This window comes from Promicromonospora sukumoe, from assembly GCF_014137995.1.
GTDB lineage: Bacteria > Actinomycetota > Actinomycetes > Actinomycetales > Cellulomonadaceae > Promicromonospora > Promicromonospora sukumoe.
The window spans coordinates 1512371-1529766 of the sequence record NZ_JACGWV010000001.1 but is presented as its reverse complement, the minus strand read 5'-3'; the positions used below and the strand labels follow the sequence as shown (position 1 = coordinate 1529766).

General features: G+C 73.3%; 17 protein-coding genes. 5 read left to right on the top strand and 12 right to left on the bottom strand.

The window, feature by feature from the left end:
• Positions 1-82: 82 nt before the first annotated feature.
• Complete coding sequence (locus FHX71_RS06785) at positions 83-802, top strand: sigma-70 family RNA polymerase sigma factor (protein ID WP_182614994.1); 720 nt, start codon at positions 83-85, stop codon at positions 800-802.
• A 305-nt stretch (positions 803-1107) separates the two neighbouring features.
• On the opposite strand, the gene FHX71_RS06780 is transcribed toward FHX71_RS06785, so the two are convergent.
• Positions 1108-2031 (bottom strand): hypothetical protein, encoded by a 924-nt coding sequence (locus FHX71_RS06780; RefSeq protein WP_182614993.1) that lies wholly within the window; start codon positions 2029-2031, stop codon positions 1108-1110.
• 186 nt (positions 2032-2217) lie between these two features.
• Between FHX71_RS06780 and FHX71_RS06775 the strand changes: the two genes are divergently transcribed.
• Positions 2218-3516, top strand: a complete 1299-nt coding sequence (locus FHX71_RS06775) for a sensor histidine kinase (RefSeq protein ID WP_182614992.1) — start codon at positions 2218-2220, stop codon at positions 3514-3516.
• Positions 3513-4124: a response regulator transcription factor gene (locus tag FHX71_RS06770; RefSeq protein WP_182614991.1), complete on the top strand. Its 612-nt coding sequence runs from the start codon at positions 3513-3515 to the stop codon at positions 4122-4124. The genes FHX71_RS06775 and FHX71_RS06770 overlap by 4 nt, the downstream gene beginning before the upstream one ends.
• 315 nt (positions 4125-4439) lie before the next feature.
• Here FHX71_RS06770 and FHX71_RS06765 read toward each other — a convergent pair whose 3' ends face one another.
• Both FHX71_RS06765 and FHX71_RS06760 read right to left on the bottom strand, forming a co-directional pair.
• The gene (locus FHX71_RS06765; protein WP_182614990.1) at positions 4440-4841 is read right to left on the bottom strand and encodes a YchJ family protein; all 402 of its coding nucleotides are present in this window, start codon (positions 4839-4841) and stop codon (positions 4440-4442) included.
• A 16-nt stretch (positions 4842-4857) separates the two neighbouring features.
• Positions 4858-5691: a helix-turn-helix transcriptional regulator gene (locus FHX71_RS06760; protein ID WP_182614989.1), complete on the bottom strand. Its 834-nt coding sequence runs from the start codon at positions 5689-5691 to the stop codon at positions 4858-4860.
• A 101-nt stretch (positions 5692-5792) separates the two neighbouring features.
• Between FHX71_RS06760 and FHX71_RS06755 the strand changes: the two genes are divergently transcribed.
• Positions 5793-6557: an SDR family oxidoreductase gene (locus FHX71_RS06755; protein ID WP_182614988.1), complete on the top strand. Its 765-nt coding sequence runs from the start codon at positions 5793-5795 to the stop codon at positions 6555-6557.
• 49 nt (positions 6558-6606) lie between these two features.
• On the opposite strand, the gene FHX71_RS06750 is transcribed toward FHX71_RS06755, so the two are convergent.
• The 8 genes from FHX71_RS06750 to FHX71_RS06715 form a co-directional block, all read right to left on the bottom strand.
• Positions 6607-6846 (bottom strand): helix-turn-helix domain-containing protein, encoded by a 240-nt coding sequence (locus FHX71_RS06750; RefSeq protein ID WP_182614987.1) that lies wholly within the window; start codon positions 6844-6846, stop codon positions 6607-6609.
• Positions 6846-7466, bottom strand: a complete 621-nt coding sequence (locus FHX71_RS06745) for a hypothetical protein (RefSeq protein ID WP_182614986.1) — start codon at positions 7464-7466, stop codon at positions 6846-6848. The genes FHX71_RS06750 and FHX71_RS06745 overlap by 1 nt, the downstream gene beginning before the upstream one ends.
• 159 nt (positions 7467-7625) lie before the next feature.
• Complete coding sequence (locus FHX71_RS06740; RefSeq protein ID WP_246402882.1) at positions 7626-9554, bottom strand: ABC transporter ATP-binding protein; 1929 nt, start codon at positions 9552-9554, stop codon at positions 7626-7628.
• Between the two features lie 98 nt (positions 9555-9652).
• Positions 9653-11482: an ABC transporter ATP-binding protein gene (locus tag FHX71_RS06735; RefSeq protein ID WP_182614984.1), complete on the bottom strand. Its 1830-nt coding sequence runs from the start codon at positions 11480-11482 to the stop codon at positions 9653-9655.
• A complete protein-coding gene (locus FHX71_RS29680; protein ID WP_281383671.1) occupies positions 11482-12381 on the bottom strand; it encodes a TetR/AcrR family transcriptional regulator in 900 nt (299 codons plus the stop codon). Before FHX71_RS29680 ends, FHX71_RS06735 begins: the two co-directional genes overlap by 1 nt.
• 139 nt (positions 12382-12520) lie before the next feature.
• Positions 12521-13663 (bottom strand): SPFH domain-containing protein, encoded by a 1143-nt coding sequence (locus FHX71_RS06725; RefSeq protein ID WP_182614983.1) that lies wholly within the window; start codon positions 13661-13663, stop codon positions 12521-12523.
• Positions 13664-13763: 100 nt separating this feature from the next.
• Positions 13764-14192: an NfeD family protein gene (locus FHX71_RS06720; protein WP_020013101.1), complete on the bottom strand. Its 429-nt coding sequence runs from the start codon at positions 14190-14192 to the stop codon at positions 13764-13766.
• A gap of 223 nt (positions 14193-14415) precedes the next feature.
• Positions 14416-15201 (bottom strand): ABC transporter ATP-binding protein, encoded by a 786-nt coding sequence (locus tag FHX71_RS06715; protein ID WP_182614982.1) that lies wholly within the window; start codon positions 15199-15201, stop codon positions 14416-14418.
• Between the two features lie 43 nt (positions 15202-15244).
• On the opposite strand from FHX71_RS06715, the gene FHX71_RS06710 reads away from it, so the two are divergent.
• A complete protein-coding gene (locus FHX71_RS06710; RefSeq protein ID WP_182614981.1) occupies positions 15245-16006 on the top strand; it encodes an Rv1486c family protein in 762 nt (253 codons plus the stop codon).
• Between the two features lie 27 nt (positions 16007-16033).
• Here FHX71_RS06710 and glgA read toward each other — a convergent pair whose 3' ends face one another.
• On the bottom strand, positions 16034-17323 hold the full coding sequence (gene glgA, locus FHX71_RS06705) for a glycogen synthase (protein ID WP_182614980.1): 1290 nt from the start codon (positions 17321-17323) through the stop codon (positions 16034-16036).
• Positions 17324-17396 lie beyond the last annotated feature (73 nt).

The following is a 17396-nucleotide window of genomic DNA, read 5'->3' as shown; positions in this document are numbered from 1 at the left end:
CTCTCCCCCCTTCCCACGGAGCCCCAAGACTCCATATTCTCCGGGGCAAGGAAAGTTCGTCTCACTCAACAGGAGAGCTGCGATGAGAACTGCCAGGAACTCCCGGTCGCCCCGCTCGCGCCGCGGCAAGGAACCGGCCCCGCACCCGGCGTTGCCGCAGTCCTACGCGGCAATGATCGAGCGCACGCCGTCGCTGGACGATGCGCAGCTGGAGTCACTCCTTGAGCGAGCAGTCGCCGGAGCAGACGCCGCACGCACCCTCGACGCCACAGCGGTCTCCCCCAGCCTCCGCGTCACGCTGGAGGCCCGGGTCAAGGACGGGCAATACGCGAAGGAGCGTCTCGTCCTCGCCCACCTCCGTCTCGTCCCGGCGATCGCCGGCTCCTACGCGGGCCGCCTTCCGTTCATGGACCTCGTGCAGGAGGGCAACGTCGGCCTGGTCCGCGCCGCCGACTCGTACGACCCCGCGCACGGCACGTTCGCCGCGTACGCCCACCGCTGGGTACGCCGCTCGATCGTCCGCGCGGTCGCCGCCGCCGAGCAGGCGCAGAACGCGAGCACCCCCGCCCCCACTCCGGAGCAGCACCTGCTGCGGCGCCGCGTCCGCCAGGCCGTCGCCCACCTCGACGCCGTCGAGGCCCGGGTCCTGGAGATGCGCTTCGGCCTCCTGGACGGCACCACCCGCACCCTCGACGAGATCAGCCGCCGCCTTGGTGTGACCAAGGAGCGCGTGGCGCAGATCCTCGAGTCCGCGCTGGCCCGGCTCCGCGACGTCGTCAGCCCGGCTCCCCTCGTCGCGTGACCGCCGGCTGGGCACCCGACTGCCCGGCCGGCGTCAGCCGCGCGTTCACGACCCCCTCGGCACGAGCCTCCGCGCCGGCCGACCGATGACCCCACCACAGGGAAGCCCCGGACGTCGGTGTGCCACCACAGGCCCACCCACGCGGGCTTCGCACCGCAGGTCAGCGGCGACAGCCGCGTGACCTGTTCCCCCGAACCGGGCTCGGGGCCCTCCGGCGTCAACGGCGCCGCCGGAACGGCCCCGGGTCCGGAACCCACCGCCTCGGCGGCGGCCTCGGCCTGCCCGCCGGGGCGTCTCCTGCCGGCTCAGGGGGCGAGCGTCGTAGCGACGACCGCCGCCGCGAGCAGCACGTCGTAGACCACGCACGTCTCGGCGTACCAGCGCCACACCACCGCGCCGGCCCGGTGGTGGAACGCGTCCCAGACCGCGTGCCCGACCAGGCCCGCGGCCACCACGTACGCGCCGGTGTCCTGCCCGGCGAGGACCGTCGCCAGCAGCGCGACACCCGCGAACACCGCCAGGCCCGCCGCCTGCAGCAGGAGCATCGAGCGGCCGCGGATGCTGCGCCGCACCAGGCCGACCACCGGGTAGACCAGGGCGACCAGCAGGATCAGCCACGGCGGGAGGCCCGCCACACCGCCCGCGACCGTCAGGGCGAGCAGCGCCAGCCCGAGCAGCACGGGCCACCGGCGGCCCAGCCACGCCAGGTCGAACCCGTGGACGTGCTGCGTGTACTCGGCCGGGCGCAGCAGCATCGCCCCCGCCATGGCGGGCACCATCAGCACGTGACCCCAGAGCATGAGGTCGCCCGACGTCGCGACGCCGGCCCAGAAGAGGACGAGCAGCATCGCGAACGGGGCCGCCATCGCCGCGTTCATCTCCCAGATCGCGGCCCAGGAGTGCCGCCGCACCCGCATCCACACCGTCATCGCCGCGACCATGTCCAGGACCATCACCACGGCCCCGACGTCGGGCCGGCCCAGCACCGCCTCCACCCCGAGGGCCGCGCCCGCCAGGTCCCAGGCGGGGGCCAGCGCCAGCATCCCGAGCACCATCACCACGACCATCTCGGCCAGGTGCGCGAGGAACCTGCCGGCCGCGCGTGCCCGGCTCACGGGCGCGGCGCCGTGGATGTTCTCGTCGGTCGCTGCCCGGCGCGCCGTACGTGACGCGGTGTCGCCCGCGCCGTCTCCCCGGACCTGCCCCGCTGCTGTCGTCGTCTGTGTCATCTCGCCGTCTCCTCGCTCCGGGCGGCGTCCCTCGCCGCTCCGTTCTCCACGCTGTCGCGCGGCGGGGCCGGTCAGTAGTGCCGGACCGCACCCTCGCGCGGGCAGATGTCACGAGCTCGGATGACAGATGTCATCAAGCCCTCGCGGCACGCCCCGGCCGGGCGTCGGCGCTGGCAGGATGGCGGCATGAGCACCGGGCGGGCCGTCGCGGACGACGGCGGCAGCGGACTCGCGGGCTTCCGCCGCAACGTCTGGTGGGGGCTGGCGGGCACGGTGGCGTGCGTGCTGGGCTTCGCCGTCGGCGACTGGGTGCTGGACCCCGACGTCCCGGCCGGGCTGCGCGCGCTGACCGGGCTGTCTACGGCGGCCACCATCGTGGCGTGCGGCGTCCTGCTGGGGCGGCGCATGCGGGACCGCGCGCCGTCGGCCGGCTGGCTGGTCACCGCGGGCTGCGCCGCCGTGGTCGCGGGGGCGGTGCCGCTCGCGGTCGGCAACTTCGGGATCTGGTCCATCGCGCCCGCCGCGACGATCGCCGTGCTGGTCATGTTCCTGCCCGCCCGCCGCGCGTGGCAGGTGCTCGGCGCCGCGCTGGTCGTGCTGCCCGCGATCGGCCTGGTGGTGGCCCTCGCAACCGGCGAGCCCAACGTGGCGCACGCGGTGTGGATGCCCGCCCTCATGGTCGTGGCGTTCGGTCCGGCGATGCTCGGCATGCTGCGCGGCTGGCAGGTGGCGGCCCGGCTCGACGACGCCCGGCGGCTGGCCGGGGAGCTCGCCGTCGCCGACGAGCGCCTCCGGTTCGCCGCCGACCTGCACGACATCCAGGGCCACCACCTCCAGGTCATCGCCCTGAAGAGCGAGCTAGCGGCGCGCCTGGCGGAGGCCGACCCGGCGCGGGCCGCCGCGCAGATGCGCGAGGTGCAGCAGCTCGCCGGGGACGCCCTGCGCGAGACCCGCGCCCTGGTGCAGGGCTACCGGCGCACCACGCTCGACGCCGAGATCGCCAACGCGTCCAAGGTGCTGGCCGCGGCGGGCGTCGAGGTCCGCGCCGACGTCGACGCCGGGCTCGCCGCCGCGCTGCCCGACGCCCCGCGCAGCCTGCTCGGCCTCGTGGTGCGCGAGGCCACCACCAACGTGCTGCGGCACAGCCGCGCCACGCGCGCGGCGATCGTCCTGGTCCCGGACGACGCCGGCGCCCGGCTCGTGATCGACAACGACGGCGCGCGCCCGGCGCGGTCCACGAACGGGGACACGAACGGCGCGGCGGACGCGAGCGGGGCAGCAGGGGCAGCAGGGGCAGCAGACGTGAACCGGGCGGCCGGGGCGGCGGACGCGACCGGAACGGCTGGCGCGGCCGGTCCGGTCGGCGCGGCCGGTGACGGGACCGGGCTGGCCTCGCTGGCGGAGCGGCTGGACGCCGTCGGCGGGCGCCTGTCCTGGGTGAGCGACGAGGACCGGTTCGTGGTCACGGCGACGGTGGCCGGATGATCCGCCTGCTGCTGGCCGACGACGAGGAGCTGCTCCGCGGCGCCCTGTGCGCCCTGCTCGACCTGGAGGACGACCTGCGGGTCGTGGCCGAGGCCGCCACCACCACGGACGCGGTGCGGCTCGCCGCGCAACACAGGCCCGACGTCGCCGTGCTCGACCTGGAGATGCCGCCCACGGACGGCCTGCACGCGGCCGCGCAGATCCTGGCCGCCGCGGATGGCGCGCCGCCCCGCGTCATCATCGTCACCCGGCACGCCCGCCCCGCCGTCCTGCGCCGGGCGCTGGCCGCCGGGGTGAGCGGGTTCGTCCCCAAGTCGACGCCCGCGGCGCGTCTCGCACAGATCGTGCGCGACGTCGCCGTCGGGCACCGGTACGTGGACCCCGAGATCGCGGCGTCGGCGCTCACGGAGAACGAGTGCCCGCTGACGGACCGCGAGCTGCAGGTGCTGCGGGCGGCCCAGACCGGCGACCAGGTCTCCGACATCGCGGCCGCCGTCCACCTCGCGCCCGGGACGGTGCGCAACTACCTGTCGTCCGCGATGGCGAAGCTCGGCGTCGCGACCCGGCACGCGGCGGCCCACCGCGCGTGGGAGGAGGGCTGGATCTGACCGCGGACGGCCGCCAGGTGGACACCACCATTTTCGGAGGTGGCCGCGTGGGCCTGATTCCGTTCGGCCCCGACCCGGGTATTCCGTCCCAGCCGGACTGTCCGGCCAGGCCAAATAAGCCGGGTCTCTGCCGATCGAAATTAGGCCCACCCGGCCACCTTCGGCTGACCATGTCCCGCCCCGCCGACGCCGCACAGATCCGCCCGCGCGAGGCTCGTGACCGCGACGGCTCTACCGCGAGCCCCGCCGTCACGGCAGCCCACCGCGCGCGGGAGGACGGCTCGATCTGACCCGCCCCGGCAGGCCCACACGGAGCTAGCCGGCGTTCGCCTCGCGGGCACCATCCACGTAGTACCAGCGGCCGGCCTCGCGGACGAACCGGCTGGTCTCGTGCAGGCTGCCCCGCGTGCCAGCCGCGGGGTCGCGGTAGTACGCCGTGAACTCCACGACCCCGGTGGTGTCGAACGGGCCGCCGCGCTCGGTGCGGTGGATGTCGAGGCGGCGCCACTGCTCGTCGCCGACCCCGGCGTCGTCGGGCCGGGTCTGGGGTGCCCAGGTCGCCAGCAGGTAGGCGCCGTCCCCGACCGCGAACGCGGAGTAGCGCGAGCGCATCAGGGCCTCGGCCGTCGGGGCCGTCGCGGCGCCGGAGTGGTAGCGCCCGCAGCAGGCGCCGTAGGTGTCGCCGGAGAGGCAGGGGCAGCGTTCGTCGTCGTGCACGGAGCGATCCTCGCACCTACGCGAACGTCTCGTGGCCCAGCACGGCGAGCAGCCGGATCTTCTCCTCCGCCGCGCTGCCCGGCGCCGGGGTCAGCACGAGCAGGCACTGCGACTGGTCCTCGGTGAACAAGGCCTGGCAGTCCACCTCGATCCGGCCGACCTCGGGGTGCACCAGGACCTTGTGGTCCTCGAACCGGCGGGAGACCTCGTGCAGCTCCCAGACGCGCGCGAACTCCTCGCTCTCCCGCAGCAGGACGCGGAGCATCTCGTCGGCGGGCGACCCCGGGCCCGCGGCGGCGTGCGCGGCGCGGAGGGAGGCCACCTGGCTGCGGCCCTGGCGCTCGTGGTCCTCGGGTGGGTAGACGTCGCGGGACGCCGGCTCCGTGAACCAGCGGTACACCGAGCTGCGGGCCAGGCCGGACGCGGGCGGGGCGCCGAAGATCGTCTCGGCCAGCCGGTTCTGCACGAGCACCTCGCCCAGGCCCGACAGGATCAGGGCCGGCGAGTCCTCCAGCCGGTCGAGCACCCGCAGCAGGGCCGGCGCGACGTGGGCGTCGAGCGGCGTGCGCCGGGGCACGCCGTGGCCGGCGAGCCGGTACAGGTAGTCGCGCTCCTCGGCGGTCAGCCGCAGCGCCCGGGCGAGCGCGGCGAGCATCTGCTCGGAGGGCTGCGGCCCGCGCTGCTGCTCCAGCCGGGCGTAGTAGTCCACCGACATCCCGACCAGCGCGGCGACCTCCTCCCGGCGCAGCCCGGGCGCGCGGCGGCGCGGCCCGGGCACCAGCCCGACGTCGGACGGGCGCAGGGCCTCCCGGCGTCGGCGGAGGAAGTCGGCGAGCGCGGCGCGGTTCATGCCCCCATCGTGCGCCGCATGCGGGACCTGGACCAGGGAGCGCCGGTCCCTGGTTCGCCGGGTCTCTCCCGCCCCCGGCGACCGGGCCGCACGGTGGGGGCATGAACACACACGGAAACACCGTCTTCCTTCCCGGCGGGACGCGCGGCATCGGCCTCGCCCTCGCGACCCGTCTCCAGGCGCGGGGCAACACCGTGGTCGTCGGCGGCCGCGACACCGCGGTGCTCGACGCCCTCGCCGCGGAGCACGGCTTCGGCACGGTGCGCATCGACACGAGCGATCCCGCCTCGATCACCTCAGCGTCCGCCGAGGTGATCGAGCGCTTCCCGGACGTGAACGTGCTGGTGCCCATGGCGGGGATCATGCGCGCCGAGGACTGGCGCGGCCCCGGCTTCCTGGCCGACGCCGAGGCGGTCGTCACCACCAACCTGCTCGGCCCGATCCGCCTCATTGCGGCGTTCACGGAGCACCTGCAGAGCCGGCCCGACGCGACGATCCTCACCGTGTCGTCCGGGCTGGCGTTCGCGCCGCTGGGTGTCACGCCGTCGTACAACGCGTCCAAGGCGGCGGTGCACATGCTCTCCGAGAGCCTGCGCCTGCAGCTCGCGGGCACGAGCGTGTCCGTGGTCGAGCTGGTGCCGCCGTCGGTCCAGACCGAGCTCATGCCCGGGCAGGACACGAACCCGCTGGCCATGCCGCTGGACGAGTTCGCCGACGAGGCGCTCTCACTCCTGGAGAACAAGCCCGGCGCCCACGAGGTCCAGGTGGAGCGGGTCAAGTTCCTGCGCTACGGCGAGGCCCGCGGCGACTACGCCGACGTCGTCGCGGCCCTGAACGCGACCGACCCCCACGCCGCCGCCCACTGACCTGCCGCCCGTTGACCCGTTGCCCGCCGACCCGCCGCGGTCCGGCCCCTCAGGAGGGGTCGGACCGCGGCGTGACGACCAGCAGGTCGCCCGGCGTGCAGTCGAGGACGTCGCAGATCGCCGTCAGGGTGGAGAACCGGATGGCGCGGGCGCGGTCGTTCTTCAGCACCGACAGGTTCACCACCGTCACCCCGACCAGCTCCGCCAGCCGCGCGAGCGTCATGCCGCGCTCGGCGAGCAGCTCGTCGAGGCGGCAGTGCACGCGGCCGTCGTCGTCGTCCGCGGGCATCAGACCAGGCCCTCGACGTCGCGCCGCAGGCGCGCGCCCCGCTGGAACGCGTACCCGACGGCGCCGAGCAGGAAGCCCGCGAGCAGCAGCCGCAGGTCGAGGCCCAGCACGAACGCCTGGCCGGTCTCGACGCCGAGGCTCACCAGCGCGCTGCTCGCCGCCGTCCCCTGGACCGACGGGACCAGCAGCGAGGTCACGATGAGCGTCGCCGCCGCGACGTTGACCGCCGTCAGGTTGCCCCGCGTGAAGAACCGGCCGCGGAAGAACGACCCGCCCAGCAGCACGAAGCAGGCGGCGACCACCAGCATGGCGAGCAGCGGCAGCACCGCGGCCGCCAGCACCAGCGCGAACGGCACGGCCTCCAGGCCGGAGACGCGGACCACCGCCTCGGTGGCCTCCGCCGCCACGGCGCCGGCTGCGCCGTCGACGCCGGTCGCGCCGCTCAGCAGCAGCTCGTGCGACACGCCGTCGAGCGCGACCGGCACCGGGACGTCCCGGTTGGGCAGGATCTGCGCCAGCTCGCGGACGAGCGCCACGGCACCCGCGACCACCGTCACGCCGCCCGCGAGCGCCAGCACCACGTAGTCCGGTCGCTGACTGGTGAACCATCGCTGAGCCATCTTCGCCATCCTTCGATCGCCATATCGTTTGTCGATAGTATCGAATCACGATATGCCTGACGGCGTCAAAGAAAACGACCATGCAGCTGCTGCCAGGACAGGTCTCGTCCTGGCAGCAGTTGCATGGTCCGTTTCGTCCCCGTCCTCAGCGGGCCCTGGTCACGTCGCCGCGGGCTCCTCCACGGCCGGGGCCGCGAACTGGCTCGCGTACAGCCGCGCATAGGCGCCGTCGGCCGCGAGCAGGTCGTCGTGCGAGCCCTGCTCCACGATGTCGCCGTGCTCCATCACGAGGATCACGTCGGCGTCGCGGATCGTGGACAGGCGGTGCGCGATGACGAACGACGTCCGGTCCTTACGCAGCCGGTTCATGGCCTCCTGCACCAGCACCTCGGTGCGGGTGTCCACGGACGACGTCGCCTCGTCGAGCACGAGGATCGCCGGGTCCGCCAGGAACGCGCGGGCCAGTGTGAGAAGCTGCTTCTCCCCCGCCGAGACCGACGACCCCTCCTCGTCGACGACGGTGCCGTAGCCGTCGGGCAGGGTCCGCACGAACGGGTCCACGTGGGTGGCCCGCGTGGCGGCGAGGAATTCCTCCTCGTCGACGGTGGCGCCGTCGGGCACGCCGTACCGGAGGTTCTCCTCGATGGTGCCCTTGAACAGCCAGGTGTCCTGGAGCACCATCCCGACCGACGAGCGCAGGTCGTCGCGCGACATGTCGCGCGTGTCCACGCCGTCGAGCGTGATGCGCCCGCCGTCCACCTCGTAGAACCGCATGAGGAGGTTGACCAGCGTCGTCTTGCCGGCGCCCGTGGGGCCGACGATGGCGATGGTCTGGCCCGGCTCGGCGACCAGGTTGAGCCCGGTGATGAGCTCCTGCTCGGGCGTGTAGGAGAACGTGACGTCCTCGAACGCGACACGTCCGCGGACCGGCACGACCTTCTGCGACTCGGCGGGGTCCGGCGTCTGCTCCGGCGCGTCCAGCAGCTCGAAGACGCGCTCCGCGGAGGCGACGCCGGACTGCAGCAGGTTCATCATCGAGGCCACCTGGGTCAGGGGCTGCGTGAACTGGCGCGAGTACTGGATGAACGCCTGCACGTCACCCAGCGACAGCGTGCCGGACGCCACGCGCAGACCGCCGACGACGGCCACCACCACGTAGTTCAGGTTCGCGAGGAACCCCATGGCGGGCTGGATGGTGCCCGAGATGAACTGCGCCTTGAAGCTGGAGTCGTACAGCGCGCCGTTCTCGTCGGCGAACGCCTTGGCCGTGGACTCCTGGTGCCCGTAGACCTTCACGAGCGCGTGGCCCGTGAACGACTCCTCGATGTGCGCGTTCAGGCGCCCCGTGGCCGCCCACTGCTCCACGAACTGCGGCTGGCTGCGCTTGGCGATCTGCGCCGTGAGGATCACCGACAGCGGCACCGTCACGAGCGCCACCAGGGCCAGCACCGGGGAGATCCAGAACATCATGAACAGCACGCCGATCACCGTCAGGACGGCGGTCACGAGCTGCGCGAGGGTCTGCGTGGTCGTCTGGGCCACGTTGTCGATGTCGTTCGTGACGCGCGACAGGATCTCGCCGCGCTGCTTGCTGTCCACGTACGACAGCGGGATGCGGTGCAGCTTCGCCTCCACCTGGTCGCGCAGGTCCCGCATGGTGCGCTGCACGACGCCGGCGGTGATGCGCGCCTGGAGCCAGCCGAACAGGAACGCCCCGACGTAGGCCGCGACGACCCACCCGAGGGTCTGCATCAGCACCGTGAAGTCGATGCCCTGGCCGGGGACCACGCCCACGACGCCGGACAGCAGGTCGGCCATCTGGTCCTGCCCCGACGCGCGCAGGCCCGCCTCGGCCTGCTCGGTGGTCACCCCGGCGGGCAGCTGCGCGCCCACGACGCCCGCGAAGATCACGTTCGTCGCGTTGCCCAGCAGCTTGGGCCCGAGCACGGTCAGCGCGACCGAGCCGATGCCGAGCACCATGAGCAGCACGACGTTCAGGCGCTCCGGGCGCAGCGACCCGGCGAACCGGAGCATCGAGCCCTTGAAGTCCATCGGCTTCTGGACAGGCATGCCCATCCCCATGCCCATCGGGCCGGGGCCGCGCCCGGGACCGCCGGGACCGCGGGGCGGTGCGGCGGGTGCCGCCGTCGTACCCTGGCTCTCGCCCTGAGGCTTGTCCTCGTTGCTCACGCCGCCTCCTCCAGGCTCATCTGGGACGTCACGATCTCCTGGTACGTCGGGTTGTCCGCGAGCAGCTGCGCGTGCGTGCCGCGGCCGACGATACGGCCGTGGTCGAGCACCAGGATCTGCTCGGCGTCGCGGATGGTCGCCACGCGCTGCGCGACGACGATCACCGTCGCGTCGGCGGTCTGCGGCCGCAGGGCCGCTCGCAGCCGGGCGTCGGTCGAGTAGTCGAGGGCGGAGAAGCTGTCGTCGAACAGGTAGATGCGCGGCTTGCGGATCACCGCCCGCGCGATGGCGAGCCGCTGCCGCTGCCCGCCGGAGAAGGTCGCACCGCCCTGGGCCACGACGGCCTCCAGGCCGTCCGGCAGCGCCTCGACGAAGTCACGCGCCTGCGCCACCTCCAGCGCCGCCCACATCTCCTCCTCGGTGGCGTCGGACTTGCCGTAGCGGAGGTTGTCCGCAACGGTCCCGGTGAACAGGAACGCCTTCTGCGGCACCAGCCCCATGAGCGAGCCGAGGTCGCGCTGCAGGAGGTCCCGCACGTCGACGCCGTCCACGCGGACCGTGCCGCCGGTAGCGTCGAACAGGCGAGGCACCAGGTTGAGCAGCGTCGACTTGCCGGAACCGGTCGAGCCGATGATCGCCGTGATCTGGCCCGGCTCGGCCGCGAAGGTCAGGTCGTGCAGCACGGGCTCCTCGGCGCCCGGGTAGCGGAACTCGACGTTCTCGAACGTGATGCGTCCGCGCGGGCCGACGTGGTCGCCGTCGGGCAGGGCGTCCGCAGGGACGCCGTCCGCGCCGGGCACGCCGTCGCCGTCGGGCGAGCCGTTCCGCACGGCGCGCAGGCCGGGCAGGGCGACGGGGTGCTCCGGGTCGACGACGGACGGCTCGGTGTCGAGGACCTCCCCGATGCGCTCCGCCGCGACCGCGGCGCGCGGGATCATCATGAAGATCATCGTGGACATCATCACGGCCATGAGGATGTACATGAGGTAGCTGAGGAACGCCGTCAGGGAGCCGATCTGCATGCTCCCCGTCTCGATGAGGTGCGCGCCGAACCACAGCACGGCCACGGACGACAGGTTCATGATGAGCATGACCACCGGGAACGTCAGCGCCATCAGGCGGCCGGCGCGCAGCGAGGTGTCGAACAGCTCCTCGTTCACCACGCCGAAGCGCTGGGACTCGCGACGCTCGCGCACGAACGCGCGGACCACGCGCAGGCCCGTGATCTGCTCGCGCAGCACGGAGTTGATGGCGTCGATCCTCTTCTGCATGCGCCGGAAGTGCGGCACCATGCGCCACACGATGACGCCGGCCGTGGCGGCCAGCACCGGGACGATGACGACGAGCAGCGCGGACAGCGTGACGTTCTCGGACAGCGCCAGGATGACGCCGCCGACCAGCATGATGGGCGCCATCACCATGATGGTGAACGTCATCAGCACGGTCATCTGCACCTGCTGGACGTCGTTGGTGCCCCGCGTGATCAGGGTCGGCGCCCCGAACTGGGCCATCTCGCGGGCGGAGTAGGTCTGCACGGAGTGGAAGACGTCGCGCCGCAGGTCCCGGCCGAAGGCCGTGGCGACCTGCGCGCCGAAGTAGACCGCGATCACGGAGGCGACGACCTGACCCAGCGAGACGACCAGCATCCAGCCGCCGGTGGACCAGATGTAGCCGATGTCGCCGGGCACCACGCCGTTGTCGATGATGTCGGCGTTCAGGCTGGGCAGATACAGGGCCGCGAGCGTCTGCACCAGCTGCAGGACGAGCACCGCGACCACCGCCCACCGGTACGGGCCCAGATATTTCCGGGCGAGCGTGACGAGCATCAAGAGTTCCCTTCAGGGCTGGGGGTTGGAGAACCTGGTGCGCCGGCTCCCGCAGTGGAGGCTGCACCGTCCACGGCGTCGGGGCCACGCATTTTTTCGGGGCCGGCGAGGCCGTTCACGAGGGCGTCGGCCAGGACGTCGGCCGGCACCGCGGGCTGCAGGTGGTCGATCCGCAGGTGGGCGCCGGCGATCGCAGACTCGACCAGCGAGATCGCCACCTCGACGGGGACGCGCAGCCGGTGCGCGTCCGGGGCGAGGACGGCGGTGATCCCCTCGACCGTAGCCGCGCGCTGCCGGGCGCGCTGCTCCAGCAGCGTCTTGCGGTAGCTGAGCATGCGCTCATGCGGGTCGACGGCGGAGCCGCCGCCGGGGGCCGCGCCCGGCATGCCCGGCGTCACGACCCGCGGTCCCGACGGGCCGGGTGGACCCGGCGGCGTCACCGGCGGTGACCCGCCCGCCGCGCCGGGCGCACCGTGCGCGCTCGGTGAGGCGCCGAACGGGGCGCCGAAGGGCGATCCCGGCGCCCATGGCGCCGGCGCCATGCTGCGCAGCACGGACATCCACCGCATGACCTCGGCCACGCGGTGGCGGCCCAGCTCGATCACGAGCTCCAGGCGCCGTTCGAGGGGCAGCGCGGGGTCGATGCCGCTGAGCTCGGCGAGCGTCTCCTCCGGCCGGCCGGCGCGCGCCAGGCCCTCCACGGCGACGGCGCCCACGAGCGCGGTCTTGTCGCCGAACGCCCGGAACAGCGTGCCCTCCGCGACCCCGGCGGCGTGCGCGAGCTCGCGCGAGGTGATGTCGTGCCCCCGCTCCGCGACCAGCGGCAGCACCGCGTCGACGATCGCCGCCTTGCGGTCCTCGGGAGACATGCGGGGTGCCCGCGTCCGTGCGTTGTCCATGCCGCGAGAGTAATTGAGTGAGCGCTCACTCCGCAACTCGTTCCGCCCTCGGCAGAGAGCTCTGCCCGGACACGCCGGAAGCCCCCTGGTGCGAGCACCAGGGGGCTTCCGTGAACTGCTCTACCAGCCGGTCAGCCGGTCAGCCGGCCGGCGGGGCCGGCGGCGGGGGCGGCGTCGAGCCGCCCGGGCGCTGGCCGCGCTCGGAACCGCTGTCGAACGGCTCGCCCGACCGCGTGCCGGCGCTCGTCGCGTCGGCCGTGGCGGCCTCGGCCTGCCGCTGCGCCTCGGCGAGGGCCTCGGCGGGGTCCGGCAGCAGGGGCTCGTCGAGCACGGAGTCGATCGGCCCGCGCGGGCCCGAGGGGCCCTCGCCCGGGGGCGGCGGCGGGACGGCCGGACCGGCACCGCCACCGAAGCCCGAGGCGATGTTGCCCAGGGCGGCGGTGAACTCCGTGGGGATGACCCAGGTGGTGTTCGACGTGCCGTTCGCGATCTGCGGCAGCGTCTGGAGGTACTGGTAGGCCAGCAGCTTCGGGTCGGCGTCACCGCGGTGGATGGCCTCGAAGACCTGGAGGATGGCGCGCGACTCACCCTCGGCGCGCAGGATCTGCGCCTGGGCGTCACCCTCGGCCTTCAGGATCTCGGACTGCTTCTGACCCTCGGCCGTGAGGATGGCGGACTGCTTGACACCCTCCGCGGTGAGGATCGCGGCGCGGCGGTCACGCTCGGCGCGCATCTGCTGCTCCATGGAGCCCTGCACCGACGGCGGCGGGTCGATCGACTTGAGCTCGACCCGGTTGACGCGGATACCCCAGCGGCCGGTCGCCTCGTCAAGCACGCCACGCAGCTGGCCGTTGATCTGGTCACGGCTGGTCAGCGTCTGCTCGAGGTCCATCGAGCCGATCACGTTACGCAGCGTGGTGACGGTGAGCTGCTCGATGGCGGTGATGTAGTTCGCGATCTCGTAGACCGCGGACTTGGCGTCCGTCACCTGGAAGTAGATGACGGTGTCGATCTCGACCACCAGGTTGTCGCTGGTGATCACGGGCTGGGGCGGGAACGAGACGACCTGCTCGCGCAGGTCCACGCCGGCACGGACGCGGTCCACGAACGGCACCAGCACGTGCAGGCCCGGGTCGAGCGTCTTGGAGTACCGACCCAGGCGCTCGACCACGAGCGCCACCGACTGAGGAACGATCCGCACGGCGCGGATCACCGCGACGATACCGACGATCACGACCAGGGCAATGATCAGATAGAGCAGGACTTGCCCGAATGACTCCACGAGTTCTCCTTACGCGAGCGCCTTGGCCCGCGGGCGGTGTTCAGCTTCTGACTTGGACTGTCTGGGACAACACAAAAGGGGGCGCCCAGGCGCCAGGCCCCTAGGCCGGCTCGACGACGGCGGTGGCGCCGTCGATCTGGACCACACGAACGCTAGTGCCGGCGGGCAGCAGCGGCGACCCGGGCACGGAGCGCGCGCTCCACACCTCGCCGCTGAGCTTGATCAGGCCCGACGCGGTGCTGACCTCCTGGACCACCGACGCCGTACGGCCCACGTTCGCCTCGGCGTTGGTGGGCGCCTTGGGCGTGTTGTTGCGCAGGTGCCGGATCAGCGTGGGCCGCAGCGTCACGAGCAGCACCACCGACGCCACGACGAACACGATGGCCTGCATCCACAGCGGCGCGCCCGCGCCGTTCGCGACGGCGGCGGCCAGCGCACCGCCCGCGAACATGATGAAGACGAAGTCCAACGACAAGAGCTCGATCAGCGCGAAGATCAGCGCCGCCCCTACCCACCACAACCACGCCATGGGTTGCTCCCTCCGAGCGTCCACTCCGGCTGGCGACCGGTCGACGCCGGAACCTCTCCGGCGACGGGCCCTTCGCGGTGAAATTACCGCTACCTCGGACCTTTGCCCGGACTTTACCAAGGACCACTGACACAGCGGTAGTGAAATCGCCGTTTCAAACACTTTTCCTGAGCGCCCTCAACATTCCAGGTCCAGCACGCCGGGAGGACGCCGGGGAAAGGCCTCAGCGCGCGGCGCGCGCCAGCCAGCGACCGCCGCCGTGCGCCACCACGAGGGGCAGCCCGAACGCGGCCGAGAGGTTGTCCGCGGTGAGCACCTCCTCGATCGGCCCGGCGGCCTGGATGCCGGCCTTCTTCATCAGCAGCAGGTGCGTGAAGCCCGGCGGGATCTCCTCGACGTGGTGCGTCACGTGCACCAGGACCGGCGAGGCGGGGTCGTTCGCCAGCCCGGCCAGCGTCGCCACGAGCTCCTCGCGGCCGCCCAGGTCGAGGCCCGCGCCGGGCTCGTCGAGCAGCAGCAGCTCGGGGTCGGTCATCAGGGCCCGCGCGATCTGCACGCGCTTGCGCTCGCCCTCCGACAGGGTGCCGTACGTGCGGTCGGCGAGGTGGTCGACGTCGAACGCCGCCAGCAGGTCCTTGGCCCGCTGCTCGTCGAGCTCGTCGTAGCTCTCGCGCCAGCGCCCGGTCACGCCGTAGGCGGCGGTCAGCACGACGTCGCGGACGGTCTCCGCCGTCGGCAGCCGCTCGGCGAGGGACGCGCTGGAGATGCCGATCCGGGGGCGCAGCTCGAACACGTCGACCCGGCCGAGGGTCGTGTCCAGGATCGTCGCCGTGCCCGACGTCGGGTGCAGACGCGCCGCGACGATCTGGAGCAGCGTCGTCTTGCCGGCCCCGTTGGGCCCGAGAACGATCCACCGCTCTCCCTCGTTCACCTGCCAGTCCACGGAATCGAGGATGGTCGAGGTGCCGCGACGGACGGTGACGCCCGCAAGGTGGAGAACCGAGCTCATGGGCACCGACCCTACCTGGTCGGTCGTCATTTACAGTGCTGCGGTGGACACCGAACAGGACCTCCCCCGGAGCGTGCTGCTCGCCCTGTGGCTGCAGGGTGTGGGCGACACCTCGGACGCCGTGAAGTCCGTGGTGGGCGACGACGAGCCGCACACCGTGGAGGGGCTAGCAGGCTTTGCCGACGGAACCGACCTCGACACCCTCTTCACCGCCTGGACGGAGGGGCCGCGCGAGGTCTGCGCGCTGCTGCCCTCGCCCGGCGACGCCTCGGGCGTGCCGGCGGCGGCCAACCACGACGCCACCGAGGCGGGCGAGTGCGTGGTGATCACGACACCCGCGGGGAGCTGGGCCGCCGTGCCCCGGGTGCAGGCGTTCGGCAGCCACCTCGAGCCCGGGCACATGGTCACGTGGAACGTGGTGGCGGTGCCGGACTGGACCACGCTGGTGCACGGCACGATCGGCTCGGTCGCCGACGCCGAGCGCGAGCTGCGCACCAGCCTGATGACGGCCACGGACGCCCTGGACCAGCTCGACGTCGCTCGCTGGCGCGACGACGCCGCCGACGCGATCGAGCGCATCCGCTCGGCCAGCACGTCGTCGTGGCCCGTGCCGCACCTGGACGGCCGCCGGGCCCGCGTGCTCGACCTCGCCAGCCGGCTGCGCGCCATCGTCGCGCTGGGCACGGTGGACGACGGCGGCGCGGTCAACGTCTTCCAGGTCGACCAGCGGTCCACGGCGCTGCGCGAGGTGGACCGCACGGCGCGGCACGCGATGAGCGCGGCGACCTACGGCCGGATCTCCTGACGGGCTGCGCCTGAGGCGCCCGGCGCGCTACGCGCCGGCCAGGACCCGCTCGTAGACGTCCATGGTGCGGTCCGCGATGGCGGCCCAGGTGAAGTGCTCCTCCGCCCGACGACGGCCCGCGGCGCCCATCGACTCCGCACTCTCGGCGTCCGTCGCCACGCGGGTCAGCGCCGCGGCCAGGTCGGCGACGAAGCGGTCGGGGTCGAGCGGGGTGCCGGTGCCGTCGTCGGACTGCTCGATGGGCACGAGCAGGCCGGTGACGCCGTCGTCGACCACCTCGGGGATGCCGCCCGTGGCCGTGCCGACCACGGGCAGGCCGACCGCCATGGCCTCCAGGTTCACGATGCCGAGCGGCTCGTAGACGCTCGGGCAGACGAAGACGGTGCACGCGCCGAGGACGGCGATCAGGTCGGGCCGCGGGAGCATCTCCTCGATCCAGACGACGCCGGTGCGGGTCTCGCGCAGGCGCTCGACCAGGCCCCGGACCTCGGCCATGATCTCCGGCGTGTCCGGCGCCCCGGCGCACAGCACGAGCTGCACCTCGGGGGGCAGCTCGGCGGCCGCGCGCAGCAGGTACGGCAGGCCCTTCTGCCGCGTGATCCGGCCGACGAACACGACGGCGGGGCGGTCCGGGTCGATGCCGTGGCGCCGCACGGTCGCCTCCGCCGCGGCGCGGGCCACGGCGTCGTCGGCGTCGGGCCGTCGCCAGCCCGACAGGTCGATGCCGTTGTGCACCACGTGCACACGCTCGGGGTCCAGCTCCGGGTAGACGCGCAGGATGTCGGCCCGCATGCCGGCGGAGACCGCGATGACGCCCGCGGCGCCGAGGTAGGCGGTGCGCTCGGCCCATGACGACAGGGCGTAGCCGCCGCCGAGCTGCTCGGCCTTCCAGGGCCGCAGGGGCTCCAGCGAGTGCGCGGTGACGACGTGCGGCACGCCGTGCAGCAGGCCGCCCAGGTGCCCCGCCATGTTGGCGTACCAGGTGTGCGAGTGCAGCAGGTCGGCGCCCGCGACGTCGTCGGCCATCAGGAGGTCCGTGCCCAGGGTGGCCAGGGCGGGGTTCGCGCCCGCGAGCGCCGTCGGCGTCGTGTAGCCGGTGACGCCGGAGGCCTCGGTGGCGGCGTCGCGCGGTCCGTCGAAGCAGCGCACGCGCACGTCGGCGTGCTGGGCGAGGACGGTGGCCAGCTCGGCGACGTGCACGCCCGCGCCGCCGTAGACGTTCGGCGGGAACTCGCGGGTCAGCAGGTCCACGCGGAGCGCGCCGGCGGGGGCGGTGGGCTGGGGGGCGGGGCCGGGGGCGGCGGGAACGTCGGGCACGGTGCCAACCTAGCGTGCGGCAGGTCTCCGCGTGCCACCTGACGGAACCGGCGGAAAGGGCTTAATGTCACCG

Excerpts from the sequence above, each read along its gene's own strand:
- FHX71_RS06785 (WP_182614994.1), top strand. The coding sequence starts at position 83 with ATGAGAACTGCCAGGAACTCCCGGTCGCCCCGCTCGCGCCGCGGCAAG.
- FHX71_RS06780 (WP_182614993.1), bottom strand. The coding sequence starts at position 2,031 with ATGACACAGACGACGACAGCAGCGGGGCAGGTCCGGGGAGACGGCGCG.
- FHX71_RS06775 (WP_182614992.1), top strand. The coding sequence starts at position 2,218 with ATGAGCACCGGGCGGGCCGTCGCGGACGACGGCGGCAGCGGACTCGCG.
- FHX71_RS06770 (WP_182614991.1), top strand. The coding sequence starts at position 3,513 with ATGATCCGCCTGCTGCTGGCCGACGACGAGGAGCTGCTCCGCGGCGCC.
- FHX71_RS06760 (WP_182614989.1), bottom strand. The coding sequence starts at position 5,691 with ATGAACCGCGCCGCGCTCGCCGACTTCCTCCGCCGACGCCGGGAGGCC.
- FHX71_RS06755 (WP_182614988.1), top strand. The coding sequence starts at position 5,793 with ATGAACACACACGGAAACACCGTCTTCCTTCCCGGCGGGACGCGCGGC.
- FHX71_RS06750 (WP_182614987.1), bottom strand. The coding sequence starts at position 6,846 with ATGCCCGCGGACGACGACGACGGCCGCGTGCACTGCCGCCTCGACGAG.
- FHX71_RS06745 (WP_182614986.1), bottom strand. The coding sequence starts at position 7,466 with ATGGCTCAGCGATGGTTCACCAGTCAGCGACCGGACTACGTGGTGCTG.
- FHX71_RS06740 (WP_246402882.1), bottom strand. The coding sequence starts at position 9,554 with ATGGGCATGGGGATGGGCATGCCTGTCCAGAAGCCGATGGACTTCAAG.
- FHX71_RS06735 (WP_182614984.1), bottom strand. The coding sequence starts at position 11,482 with ATGCTCGTCACGCTCGCCCGGAAATATCTGGGCCCGTACCGGTGGGCG.
- FHX71_RS29680 (WP_281383671.1), bottom strand. The coding sequence starts at position 12,381 with ATGGACAACGCACGGACGCGGGCACCCCGCATGTCTCCCGAGGACCGC.
- FHX71_RS06720 (WP_020013101.1), bottom strand. The coding sequence starts at position 14,192 with ATGGCGTGGTTGTGGTGGGTAGGGGCGGCGCTGATCTTCGCGCTGATC.
- FHX71_RS06715 (WP_182614982.1), bottom strand. The coding sequence starts at position 15,201 with ATGAGCTCGGTTCTCCACCTTGCGGGCGTCACCGTCCGTCGCGGCACC.